The organism is Olleya sp. 1-3, from assembly GCF_002836085.1.
Lineage (GTDB): Bacteria > Bacteroidota > Bacteroidia > Flavobacteriales > Flavobacteriaceae > Olleya > Olleya namhaensis.
In genome coordinates this window covers 169,576-181,141 of the sequence record NZ_PJBW01000006.1, presented here as the reverse complement: position 1 = coordinate 181,141, position 11,566 = coordinate 169,576, and the positions used below count along the sequence as shown (strand labels likewise).

At 33.4% G+C, this 11,566-nt stretch carries 14 protein-coding genes; 8 read left to right on the top strand and 6 right to left on the bottom strand.

Annotated elements, in window-relative coordinates:
• Positions 1-110 precede the first annotated feature (110 nt).
• The 8 genes from CXF54_RS08635 to CXF54_RS08600 all read left to right on the top strand — a co-directional run bounded on the left by CXF54_RS08635 (position 111) and on the right by CXF54_RS08600 (position 6,576).
• Positions 111-881: a tetratricopeptide repeat protein gene (locus tag CXF54_RS08635; RefSeq protein ID WP_090839895.1), complete on the top strand. Its 771-nt coding sequence runs from the start codon at positions 111-113 to the stop codon at positions 879-881.
• Between the two features lie 7 nt (positions 882-888).
• The gene (gene ribH / locus CXF54_RS08630; protein ID WP_101203235.1) at positions 889-1,368 is read left to right on the top strand and encodes a 6,7-dimethyl-8-ribityllumazine synthase; all 480 of its coding nucleotides are present in this window, start codon (positions 889-891) and stop codon (positions 1,366-1,368) included.
• 90 nt (positions 1,369-1,458) lie between these two features.
• Positions 1,459-1,677 (top strand): hypothetical protein, encoded by a 219-nt coding sequence (locus CXF54_RS08625; RefSeq protein ID WP_101203234.1) that lies wholly within the window; start codon positions 1,459-1,461, stop codon positions 1,675-1,677.
• Between the two features lie 8 nt (positions 1,678-1,685).
• Positions 1,686-1,964, top strand: a complete 279-nt coding sequence (locus CXF54_RS08620; RefSeq protein ID WP_101203233.1) for a riboflavin synthase subunit beta — start codon at positions 1,686-1,688, stop codon at positions 1,962-1,964.
• An 8-nt stretch (positions 1,965-1,972) separates the two neighbouring features.
• Entirely contained in the window at positions 1,973-3,847 is a 1,875-nt protein-coding gene (gene mutL, locus CXF54_RS08615; RefSeq protein ID WP_101203232.1) for a DNA mismatch repair endonuclease MutL, read from the top strand.
• A 3-nt stretch (positions 3,848-3,850) separates the two neighbouring features.
• Positions 3,851-4,678, top strand: coding sequence for a rhomboid family intramembrane serine protease (locus tag CXF54_RS08610; RefSeq protein WP_101203231.1), 828 nt, complete (start codon positions 3,851-3,853; stop codon positions 4,676-4,678).
• A complete protein-coding gene (locus tag CXF54_RS08605; protein ID WP_101203230.1) occupies positions 4,679-5,545 on the top strand; it encodes a rhomboid family intramembrane serine protease in 867 nt (288 codons plus the stop codon). It abuts the gene before it with no gap.
• 14 nt (positions 5,546-5,559) lie between these two features.
• Complete coding sequence (locus CXF54_RS08600; RefSeq protein ID WP_101203229.1) at positions 5,560-6,576, top strand: endonuclease/exonuclease/phosphatase family protein; 1,017 nt, start codon at positions 5,560-5,562, stop codon at positions 6,574-6,576.
• Between the two features lies 1 nt (position 6,577).
• On the opposite strand, the gene CXF54_RS08595 is transcribed toward CXF54_RS08600, so the two are convergent.
• The 6 genes from CXF54_RS08595 to CXF54_RS08570 form a co-directional block, all read right to left on the bottom strand.
• Complete coding sequence (locus tag CXF54_RS08595; RefSeq protein WP_090839880.1) at positions 6,578-6,886, bottom strand: DUF6122 family protein; 309 nt, start codon at positions 6,884-6,886, stop codon at positions 6,578-6,580.
• Complete coding sequence (locus CXF54_RS08590; RefSeq protein ID WP_101203228.1) at positions 6,887-7,504, bottom strand: WbqC family protein; 618 nt, start codon at positions 7,502-7,504, stop codon at positions 6,887-6,889.
• Positions 7,505-7,560: 56 nt separating this feature from the next.
• Positions 7,561-9,246 carry a signal peptidase I gene (lepB, locus tag CXF54_RS08585; protein ID WP_101203227.1) on the bottom strand — a complete coding sequence of 562 codons (1,686 nt, stop codon included), beginning with the start codon at positions 9,244-9,246 and terminating at the stop codon, positions 7,561-7,563.
• 63 nt (positions 9,247-9,309) lie between these two features.
• Entirely contained in the window at positions 9,310-10,011 is a 702-nt protein-coding gene (gene dapB / locus CXF54_RS08580) for a 4-hydroxy-tetrahydrodipicolinate reductase (protein WP_101203226.1), read from the bottom strand.
• Positions 10,012-10,018: 7 nt separating this feature from the next.
• On the bottom strand, positions 10,019-10,666 hold the full coding sequence (locus CXF54_RS08575) for a DUF5683 domain-containing protein (RefSeq protein WP_101203225.1): 648 nt from the start codon (positions 10,664-10,666) through the stop codon (positions 10,019-10,021).
• The gene (locus CXF54_RS08570) at positions 10,656-11,564 is read right to left on the bottom strand and encodes a ParB/RepB/Spo0J family partition protein (RefSeq protein ID WP_090839868.1); all 909 of its coding nucleotides are present in this window, start codon (positions 11,562-11,564) and stop codon (positions 10,656-10,658) included. The genes CXF54_RS08575 and CXF54_RS08570 overlap by 11 nt, the downstream gene beginning before the upstream one ends.
• Positions 11,565-11,566: the final 2 nt, after the last annotated feature.

Below are 11,566 nucleotides of genomic sequence, written 5' to 3'. Positions count from 1 at the left end.
CTTAAAAAAGGGAAGCCTTGTAAGGATGTGCAAATTATTGAAAATTATCAAATAATAACCTTTTATTTCTGAAGAAAAATTATATTTTTGTGCGCATTAATAAAATTAATATGGCGACTTACAAGAAAAGAGGATACAAACCAAAAACAGTAGTAGAAAAGGAAATTGAAGTTGAAGACAACTCAACAACTGCTGAAGTTTTTAATACATTAGATGATTCTGCAAATAAAGCAGAGGAGTTTGTAGAGAAAAATCAGAAAAACATTTTTATTATTATTGGTGTTGTTGCTGCTTTTGCTTTAATTTACTTAGTATATCAACAATTTATTGTAAAACCTAAACAAGGTGAAGCGATGAATGAAATGTATCAAGCACAAAAATTCTTTAATGAAGCAGTAACATCTACTGTAGGACAAGATTCTTTATATAACTTAGCCTTAAAAGGAGGAGAAGGTAAATTAGGATTAACTGATATCGCTGATCAATATAGCGGTACAGCAGCTGGTAACCTTGCTAACTACTATGCAGGTATGGCTTACTTAAATACAAAAAATTACCAAGAGGCGATTGTTTATCTTGACAAATTTGAAAGTGATGACGAGGCTTTAGCTCCTATGGCTAAAGGTGCAATCGGAGATGCTTTTATTCAGTTAACTGAAACAAAAAACGCATTAGACTACTATAAACAAGCAGCAAACTTACGTAACAATCAGTTTACTACACCAACATACTTATTTAAAGCAGGTATTACAGCTTTAGATTTAGGTGAAGCTAAAGAAGCTTTAACATTATTAAATAAAATTAAAGACAATTATCCAAACTCACCAGAAGCTACTCAAGCGGAAGTATTTATTGGAAAAGCGCAAGCGATGTCTAACTAATTAGTTTATGGCAACAACAGATTTATCAGCATACGATAAAGCATCAATCCCAAACGGAGAGCAATTTCGGTTTGGGATTGTTGTTTCAGAATGGAACGAGGATATTACACAAGGTTTACTAGAAGGTGCTAAAAGCACACTTTTAGAACATGGCGTGTCTCCTGAAAACATTGCAGTTTGGGATGTTCCTGGAAGTTACGAGTTAATTTACGGTTGTAAAAAAATGCAAAACCAAAGGGTAGATGCGGTGATTGCAATTGGTAGTGTTATTCAAGGAGAAACAAAGCATTTTGATTTTGTTTGCGAAGCAGTAGCACAAGGTATTAAAGACCTTAATGTTATTGATGAAACACCAGTTATTTTCTGTGTTCTTACAGATAATAACAAGCAACAATCTATTGATCGTTCTGGTGGTAAACATGGTAATAAAGGTGTAGAAGCAGGTGTTGCAGCATTAAAAATGGCAGCATTACGTCATAACGCTTAATATCTGTTAACAATTTTTAGCATTCATAATCTATAGGTCTGTAGTATTTTCAGTATTTTTGAGTAGTATTCACATTAAAACTACTAAGGCTTGTTTAGTCAAAAGAAAAATAAGAAATTCAGCTACCAGTCACGGTTCTCTAAAGAGGGCGAATCCGCTACCAAACTTAAAGAAAGTTTAAACACTAGTTGGGATGAGACAAGACGCACGTCTTCTAGCTCTAAAAAAGGAAACACCCTATTTTTACTTTTAGGTGTTTTGATTTTTATTGGTGTTTTAATGTACTACCTAGAATCTAAAACAAAATAGAGTATACCATGGGATTGCTATCTAAACGTAAAAATAAAAAGTTTGATTACACACCTCGTTTTTATAAAGGTGAAGGCAGTCCGTTTGAGATAAAACATAAGTTTGACGAGCATAGAACTACCGTAGGTGAAAATGCCAACTTTAAACAAAAATTTAATAATGCTTTTGACGAGTTTAAAAACAGTCCCGATAAAGCAGCCAATAGACGCATCTTGGTAATTGTAGCCATTCTAATATTTTTATTCTTATTAGTTATAGGTTTCGATTTTTCCATCTTCTTTTCGTAACAAAATGTATGTCAGATATTATTCAATTATTACCGGATCACGTTGCTAATCAAATTGCAGCAGGGGAGGTTGTACAACGACCAGCTTCAGTTGTAAAAGAGCTATTAGAAAACGCTATAGATGCAGATGCTACGGTTATCAAGTTAATAATCAAGGACGCAGGTAAAACATTAGTCCAAGTTATTGATGACGGAAAAGGGATGAGCGCAACTGATGCTAGATTAAGTTTTGAACGTCATGCGACGTCTAAAATTAAATCTGCTGACGATTTATTTAAACTTAATACAAAAGGATTTAGAGGAGAAGCTTTAGCTAGTATCGCGGCAATTGCACATGTAGAGCTTAAAACTAAACAAGACGATCAAGAGCTTGGTACTACCATTGTTATTGAAGGTAGTGAGGTTAAGTCTCAAGAGGTTATTGTTACGCCAACCGGTACGTCTTTATCCGTAAAGCACTTGTTTTTTAATATTCCTGCAAGACGCAATTTTTTAAAATCGAATACAGTAGAATTACGACACATTATTGACGAGTTTCATCGTGTGGCTTTAGCACATCCATCCATAGGGTTTTCTATGTTTAGTAATGGAACCGAAACCTATAATTTGCCTCCAAGTAATTACAGACAGCGTATTGTAAATATTTTTGGAACTAAAACTAACGAAAAATTAGTACCTGTTGAAGAAGCAACAGAAGTCTTAATTATTTCTGGTTTTGTTGGTAAGCCTGAGTTTGCTAAAAAATCTAGAAACGAGCAATTTTTTTTTGTCAACAATCGTTTTATTAAAAGTGCCTATTTAAACCATGCTATTAATTCAGCATTTGAAGGGTTGCTTAAAGATGGGGCACAACCTAGTTATTACTTAAATTTAACAGTAAATCCACAAACTATAGATATTAATATTCATCCAACAAAAACTGAAATTAAGTTTGATGATGAGCATACGTTATATGCCATATTAAGATCAGCAGTAAAGCATAGTTTAGGACAGTTTAATATTGCACCCGTTTTAGATTTTGATCGCGATGCAAATTTGGATACACCATATAGTTATGAGCAAAAGGGGATGCCAAGTGTAGAAGTGGATAGGAGTTTTAATCCATTTAAGCAAGATACACCTCCCACAAAAACTGTGGCCAGTAGTAGTGGTGGATCATTTAGTAGTCCTTCTTTTAAAAAAGATTCTGGTGCCAATTGGGATGGATTGTATGTCGGATTAGAATCTAAAGGAACCAAAACAGCTACAGATTTTAGCGAAATTCATTTTGAAAGTCAGCCTCAAACCGAAAGCTTTTTTAAAAATGAAAACGAGGTAGAACAAAAGCAAACAACCTATCAATTAAATAACAAGTTTATAATTAGTACTATTAAATCCGGAATGTTAGTTATTGACCAACATCGTGCACATCAACGTGTGTTGTACGAGGATTTTTTAAGACATATTACTATAAAAGAAGGCGTTAGTCAGCAATTATTATTTCCATTAGAATTACATTTTTCTAATCAAGAAATAGCATTGATTAACCAATTAAAAGAAGATTTAGAATCGACAGGTTTTATATTTCAATCTATAGAAAACGAAACCGTGCAAATCACAGGAGTTCCTGTAAATGTGCCGGAAAGTGAAGTGTCTATTATTTTGGAGCAATTAATAAGCGATGTAGAAAACGAAGTGCCAGATAGTAATTTTTCTGCAACAGATTTACTAGCAAAATCTATGGCAAAAAGTTTAGCTATTAAAACAGGGCAGTCACTAACTAACCAAGAGCAAGAACATTTAGTTAATCGTTTATTTGGTTGTAAGGAACCTAACGTATCACCAACTAACAAAACTACATTTATTACTATGACTGTGGATGAGTTAGATAAAAAATTTATGTAAGTTATGATGAGAATAACAGATACAGTTAAGCATTTAATTATCATAAACGTACTAATGTTTGTTGGTACGATGACGGTTGGAGACGGACGTTTGTTTTATGATTTATTTGCAATGCATTTTCCTGCAAGTGATGCTTTTAAACCTTGGCAAGTGGTGACACACATGTTTATGCATGGTGGTTTTACACACTTGCTATTTAATATGTTTGCGTTGTGGATGTTTGGTGGACCGGTAGAACAGCGTTTAGGACGAAACAAATTCTTGTTTTTATACTTCTCAGCAGGTTTAGCAGCCGTACTGTTTCAGTTGTCAGGTTATTATTGGGATTATTTGCCTGCTCTAAAAAGTTTACTTGAATCTGGGCTTAGTAAATCAGCAATTAATGATATTATAAATTTTAATATTTTAGACGGAAATCAGTATACAGGGCAGTTGTTACAACAACAGTTAACAACCTATGTGGCTGAAAATAATATTAATGCAAGTTTGATTAATCAATCTGTTGTGCAGTCGTTATTTGAAACAAATGTTTTAATTAATAACAGTACAATGGTGGGAGCTTCTGGTTGTATTATGGGAATCTTAGCGGCTTTTGGTATGATGAATCCTAATGCTGAGCTTATGATGCTATTTTTACCAATCCCAATCAAAGCAAAATATTTTATTCCGGGTATTATACTTTTAGATGTTATATCAGCGTTTACAGGACAGTCCTTTTTTAGCCCTAGTAATACAGCCTATTTGGCTCACGTTGGTGGTGCTATTATGGGGTTTGTTATTATGTGGTACTGGCGTAAAACACAATTTAATAAAAATCGTTGGGATAGATAGATGAATCAGATAGAGCAACTAAAATACAAGTACGCTAGACTTAATGTCTTAGAGAAAATTATAGCCATTAATGCTGTTGTGTTTTTGTTTGCCTTATTGTTTAGACGTTTGGTTCCTGTGCTATTTGTTTGGTTACGTTTACCAAGTGATTTTACAGGTTTTTTGTATAAACCTTGGACAATTATTACTTACGGGTTTATTCATTTTGATCCGTTACACATGCTATTTAATATGTTATGGCTTTACTTTTTAGGTAGAATCATGCTTAATTTATTTAGTCCTAAAATGGCACTTAATATCTACTTTATGGGTATTATTTCAGGTGGATTGGCCTTTTTATTAGGTTATAATTTATTACCTAAAGTCTTTTTACAACCGGCGTATTTAATTGGAGCATCTGCTGGTGTTAGAGCAATTCTTATATTTTTATGTGCTTATATGCCAAACAAGGACATTAGGTTTTTTACCTTTAACTTAAAGTTATGGTGGATTGGTGCGTTTTTAATTGGATTGGATGTTTTAAACGTTTTAAGTGGTAGTAATGCTGGCGGTAACTTAGCACATTTAGGTGGTGCAGCTTTGGGCTTTTTATATGCTAATCAATTAGCTAAAGGTCAAGATATAGGTAAGGGGTTTAGTCGTTTTATGGATTGGGTATCTTCTCTATTTAAAGCAACAAAGACAACAAAAAAAGCTAACATGAAAACAGTACACAGAAAAAGTAAAGTGGCTGGATTTAAGAAAGAAGAATTTAACCAATTTAATAATCAGAAAAAAGTAGATATTATTTTAGATAAGATTAGTAAAAGTGGTTATGATAGCTTGTCTAAAGACGAAAAAGAGTTTTTATTTAAAGCAGGTAAATAGTAGTGATATAATATATGAAGAAGTTAAAATTTTTAGAGAAAGTTGTCTTCTTCGTTAATTCTGTTGTGGCCTTTTTATTGTTGCTTTCTTACGTATTACCGCATGTGCCACCAAAAACATTTGCCACATTATCTGTACTAAGTTTAGGCGTACCTTTTCTAATACTACTTAATGTTTTGTTTTTTGTGTATTGGCTATTTAAAATAAAAAAGCAACTGATGTTGTCTTTGGTTGTAATTTCTATCGGTTATTTTTTATTCGGGTCTTTATATAAGTTTTCTAATTGGGAAGAAGACGAAACAGATAGTTTATCTGTGATGAACTATAATGTGCGTTTATTTAACCTTTATGATTGGATTCCTGAAAAAGGAATTCCTGAAAAGTTAGTCGACTTTGTTAAAAAAGAAAACCCGCAAATTTTAAGTATTCAAGAGTATCATAAACAAGCCGATGTCGATTTTTCGTTTTATAAATATAAATACGAAAAGTTAGAGGGTAACAAGATTAAAATGGGACAGGCTATTTTCTCTCAGTTTCCAATTATTAACTCTGGATCTGTAGCTTTTCCTAATACGGCAAACAACGCTATTTTCGCTGATATTGTAAAAGGCAAGGATACGGTTAGGATTTATAATTTACACTTGCAATCGCTGCGTATTGATCCTAGAGTGCAAAGTTTAACAACGGAGAATTCTGAAAAACTAATAAACGGAATAGGAGAGACGTTTAAACTACAGCAAAGTCAAGCCAAACTATTTTTAGAGCACAAAAATAAAAGCCCATACAAGGTTATTATCTGTGGCGATTTTAATAATTCTGCATTTTCATACGTTTATAAAACTATTAAAGCAGACATGAAAGATGCTTTTAAGCAACAAGGTAACGGTTTTGGGCGCACGTATAACTTCAAGTTTTTTCCAGTGCGTATAGACTTTCTATTAATAGATAAATCTTACAGTGTCGATAGTTTTAAAACTTATGATGTGGAGTATTCTGATCATTTTCCAATCATGACCAAGGTGTCTTTCTAATTTACATTAACCAACAATCGGTAGTATCTGCAAGGATATGAATAACTAATCCAAGACCTACTAATCTGGTTTTTTTTGGTATAAGTAAAGCAACGTATACTGCTATAGCGTAATAGCTATGTAACGGATGGAAGTTAATACTACATCTGTTAGCTGAGAAAATGGGTGAGGCTAATAAATGGTCAAGATCTATTAGCATCCCTAAAACCATAATTATATAAGCTTTCTTCCAAGTGCCTTTAAAAAATAGTAACGCTATTATTAGTGGTAGACCAAAGTGAATTCCGTAGTGTAAAAATGGTCTAATCATTTAAGGTAATTGTTGCGCTTCTAAATAACTTAGGGCATTAGTACCTTCATTAAAAAGTAAATCTAAAATACTTAAGTTACTAATATAACCGTGTTTGATACTAAAAACTTGTGTATATGATTCTAATGTTAGTTGTTGCTCTTGTCTAGCATTTGCTAAAACTCTATAGTCTTTTAGACCTACAGGTGATTTTTCATACTCTGACGTGTACTTTACAGGCACATCTAACTGTAAACAATCTAAAATAACCTGAAAGCATTTGATATTATGATCAAATATAGATTCTGATGGAGTTGTAAAAAGCGGTTTAAGCTCGTCTTCATAAAACTCGAAAAAAGGAGAGGTTTTATAGGCAGATTCTAAACTTTTCCACTGAATTAATTGCCATTTTTCTGTGTCACTAATTTTGACATCTTTGTATAGTTGGCGCTCTTTGTGTGTATGTATTACTGGGACACTTAATTTTAGTTTTCCATTAGCACCATAAATGTAAGAACGGTTTCTGTAGGTTTGTTTCTGAAAATTATCAAACATTTCAAAGGTTACACTATCCGCTTGTGCGATAGCTACAAATTGTGCTATGCTTGGGAAGTATGTCGGATGTAATAGAATGTTCATTTTTAAATAGAATGTTTAAACCCTCAGTTTCGCAGTCATGCTAACTAATATATTGTTTAAGCGTTTTTACGTTTTTTAAATTTATTGTATCCAAAAATTAGTCCTAATAGCACTAAAAAAGGAATAAAGTAAGACGTTAATTTACCTTCACCACCAACGGTTGTAAAAAGTCTTTCCCAACGTATTTTATTAATACCTTTTCCATTGGTATCCCAACTCATCCATACAAAAACAGGTTTTCCAACTACGTGATCAAAAGGAACAAATCCCCACATTCTAGCATCCTGAGAGTTGTGTCTGTTATCTCCCATCATCCAGTAGTAATCTTGTTTAAACGTATAAGAGTCTACAACGTCTCCGTTAATTGATATCTGGTTACCGTTAACCTTAAGCGTATTACCTTCATATACCGTTATAGCACGTTTGTAAAGTGGTAAATTCTCTATAGTTAATGCAACAGTCTTACCCGCTTCTGGGATGTAAATAGGACCAAAGTTGTCTCTGTTCCAAGTATAACCTGGTGTGTTAGGGAAAATGTTTTCTGTAGTGCTAGAAGATAGTTGTTTAGTAATTTCTTTAACGTAAGGATCAGTGCGCATCGCAGACGCTAGGTCATCGGTCATATTTGCATATACCGCATTACTTTCAATGGACATGCCCATTATTTTCATAAACTCATCTTCTGCACTTCCTAAAAGGATTGTTTTTACAGAATCTTGTTTTATAACTTCAAACTGATACCCTTTTGCTCTAACTAAATTTTGAACTTTGTCATCATTCCATCTAGCAGTACTTATACTTTTTACTTGTCCCCATTCAGTAAGTTTGTACTGATCAATAAATTCTTGATTTAAAGGTGTATTAGTTTCAACTAAATTAAAAAATTGAAGCTTAGCTCTGTCTGGTAATTCATTTTTAACACCCTCAATATAAACGTAACCATCTTTAATAGATAGGTTATCTCCAGGTAATCCAACACAACGCTTTACGTAGTTGGTTTTTTTGTCAATAGGTTTATGACGGACTGCTCCGTATGGTTTGTTAATTTCTACTAAAGTATCTACAGGCCAGTTAAACACAACAATATCATTACGTTTTATATTCTGAAATGCAGGTAATCTGAATTTTGGTAACTGCGGAAATTTAAAATAAGAAGGTGTTGTTGTACCAGGAATGGCATCATGTATCATCGGGACAGCAACCGTAGTTTGTGGCGCTCTGGGACCATAATGTAGTTTGCTTACCAATAAAAAGTCGCCGACTAATAAGGTTTTTTCTAAAGAAGAACTTGGTATAACAAAAGGTTGTATAATATACGTGTGTACAATGGTAGCCGCAACAATAGCAAATAAAATAGAGCTAACCCAATCTCCTAATTCTGTTCTTGGTTGTAAATCTCTGTCTTTTTTATGCGTAACATCCGTTGCTACATAGTTTAAATAAAAGCTGTAAAATCCGAATGTAAAAATAGCAAGGAATGTATCTAATGCCGAATTCTTACCATAGCTTCTAGCAATCTCAACCCAAACAACAGGGAATAAAATAAGATTTACAATTGGTAAAAATAATAGAATGGTCCACCACCAAGGTCTATTAATAATTTTCATTAATATTACAGCATTGTAAACAGGTACAAAGGCTTCCCATGCTTGTCTATCCGCTTTTTTATATAATTTCCACGTGGCTAATCCATGTAAAACTTGAATAACTAAGAAAAAGATAATCCACTGTGTAACGTCCATAGTTGTAATAATTATTGTCTATTGATAAGTTGATTGTTGCAAATGTTGTTAAATTTATTAAAGTTACCCAATATTTAACACATCTTTCATAGTAAATACACCCGTTTTATCCGCTAACCACTCAGCAGCTATCACAGCACCTAAAGCAAAACCTTCTCTATTATGAGCTTCGTGTTCTATTTTAATAGTGTCAATCGGACTGGTGTAGCTTATAATATGTGTTCCAGGTACTTCAGGAATACGTTTTGCTATAATCGGAATGTTTTTGTCTGAGGCAGTATCCAATTGCCAATCTTTATACGCGGAATTGTTTTTAATAATACCTTCTGCTAAAGTAATTGCAGTACCACTTGGTGCATCAAGCTTTTGGGTGTGGTGTATTTCTTCTATATCAAGCTTGTAATCGTTAAGCTTGGCCATCATTTTGGCTAAAGTTTCGTTTAATTCAAAAAATATATTAACCCCTAAACTAAAATTAGAAGCATAAATAAAGGCTCCTTTTTGTTTTTCGCAAAGCGAAACAATGTCGTCGTATTGCTTTAACCAACCCGTCGTACCAGAAATTACAGGCACTTGATTGTTAAGGCAATTGCTAATATTATTAAAAGCTGCTGATGGTACGCTAAAATCTATAGCGACATCTGCATCGTTTATATTGTAATCTGAGTCTCGAGAGGTTTTAATTACTATGGTGTGTCCACGTTGTAAAGCAATAGTTTCTATTGCTTTACCCATTTTACCATAGCCTAGTAAAGCGATTTTCATGAGTGTATTAAAATTGGAAATTTAAAGATAGTCCAACACGTCCTTTATTATCAAATTCTTCAATTTGATAATGCGGTCGTAAACTTAAGTCGTCGTTGATGTTATACTGCAATAAATGCGCATCTACGTTGGCATCAATAATGTTTAGTGCGTATAAACCAACGGTAACAAGTAAGGATAATTCTTTATTACGTCGGAAGTTTTTTTGTGCTTCTCTTAGCGCGTCGTCAGTTAGTCTGTCTTGAAATTCGTCATCCGTAAAACCAGCCAAACGCCTTTTGTAAGCATCTCTAACACGATTGTATTGTTTGTTGTTGTCAAGGTAAAAATAGATACCTGTTCCTAAAGCAGCATATACAATAGGTATTTTCCAATATTTACCATTGTAAGCTTGTCCTAAACCTGGTAATATTGCCGAGTAAAATGCAGCTCTAGACGGAGCTAAAGGATCGTAAGCTTTTTGTGGTTTTAATACAGTAGAATCTATGATAACTGGTTTAGCAGCTTTCTTTTTTTTCTTTTGCTTTAATACTTTAGTAACGTCTTCTGTTTGTTGTGTACTATCTGTTTTTTTGACAGTAGTGTCCTCTTGAGCAAAAGATAATGCACAAAATAAACAGAATATAATACAAACAAAATAGGGCTTATTTACCACCTTCAACTAGCTTTTTGATACGGTTAAAATCTTCTTCAGAATGGAACGGAATTGTTATTTTTCCTTTACCATTATTGGATACTTTAACGTCTATTTTATGCCCAAAGTATTCTGAAAAAGAGCTAATCCCTTTTTTAACATATTTTGGCAATTCTTCTGTTTCCTTTTTAGCTGGAACTTTTACTTCTTTGGTTGTGTTGTAGTTACGTACCAAAGTTTCTGTGTCTCTAACAGATAATTTTTCGCTTAAAATAGTTTCGTATATATCTAATTGTACGTTTTGATCTTCAATATTTATAATAGCACGACCATGTCCCATAGATAAAAAACCATCGCGCATACCCGTTTGGATAATTGGATCTAGTTTTAATAAACGCAAATAGTTAGCAATTGTACTACGTTTTTTACCAACACGCTCGCTCATTTGCTCTTGCGTTAACTGGATTTCGTCAATTAAACGTTGGTATGATAATGCTATTTCAATTGGGTCTAAGTCTTGACGTTGGATATTTTCCACCAAAGCCATTTCAAGACTTTCTTGATCATTCGCAATCCTAATGTAAGCAGGGATTGTTTTTAGTCCAATTAATTTTGAAGCACGAAAACGACGCTCTCCAGAGACTAATTGGTAATCTTCAAATCCTAATTTTCTTACGGTAATAGGTTGTATAACACCTAATTCTTTAATAGAAGAGGCTAACTCGCGTAATGTTTCTTCGTTAAAATTGGTACGTGGTTGAAACGGGTTCATTTCAATCGAATCCAAATCCAACTCTACAATATTACCTATTACTTTGTCTGCATTTTTATCTTTTGCAGATTGTATATCATTTTCTGGGTCTTTCAATAATGCAGAAAGTCCGCGTCCTAAAGCCTGTTTTTTAACTGCTTTCGCCATAA

Excerpts from the sequence above, each read along its gene's own strand:
- CXF54_RS08635 (WP_090839895.1), top strand. The coding sequence starts at position 111 with ATGGCGACTTACAAGAAAAGAGGATACAAACCAAAAACAGTAGTAGAA.
- ribH (WP_101203235.1), top strand. The coding sequence starts at position 889 with ATGGCAACAACAGATTTATCAGCATACGATAAAGCATCAATCCCAAAC.
- CXF54_RS08620 (WP_101203233.1), top strand. The coding sequence starts at position 1,686 with ATGGGATTGCTATCTAAACGTAAAAATAAAAAGTTTGATTACACACCT.
- mutL (WP_101203232.1), top strand. The coding sequence starts at position 1,973 with ATGTCAGATATTATTCAATTATTACCGGATCACGTTGCTAATCAAATT.
- CXF54_RS08610 (WP_101203231.1), top strand. The coding sequence starts at position 3,851 with ATGATGAGAATAACAGATACAGTTAAGCATTTAATTATCATAAACGTA.
- CXF54_RS08605 (WP_101203230.1), top strand. The coding sequence starts at position 4,679 with ATGAATCAGATAGAGCAACTAAAATACAAGTACGCTAGACTTAATGTC.
- CXF54_RS08600 (WP_101203229.1), top strand. The coding sequence starts at position 5,560 with ATGAAGAAGTTAAAATTTTTAGAGAAAGTTGTCTTCTTCGTTAATTCT.
- CXF54_RS08595 (WP_090839880.1), bottom strand. The coding sequence starts at position 6,886 with ATGATTAGACCATTTTTACACTACGGAATTCACTTTGGTCTACCACTA.
- CXF54_RS08590 (WP_101203228.1), bottom strand. The coding sequence starts at position 7,504 with ATGAACATTCTATTACATCCGACATACTTCCCAAGCATAGCACAATTT.
- lepB (WP_101203227.1), bottom strand. The coding sequence starts at position 9,246 with ATGGACGTTACACAGTGGATTATCTTTTTCTTAGTTATTCAAGTTTTA.
- dapB (WP_101203226.1), bottom strand. The coding sequence starts at position 10,011 with ATGAAAATCGCTTTACTAGGCTATGGTAAAATGGGTAAAGCAATAGAA.
- CXF54_RS08570 (WP_090839868.1), bottom strand. The coding sequence starts at position 11,564 with ATGGCGAAAGCAGTTAAAAAACAGGCTTTAGGACGCGGACTTTCTGCA.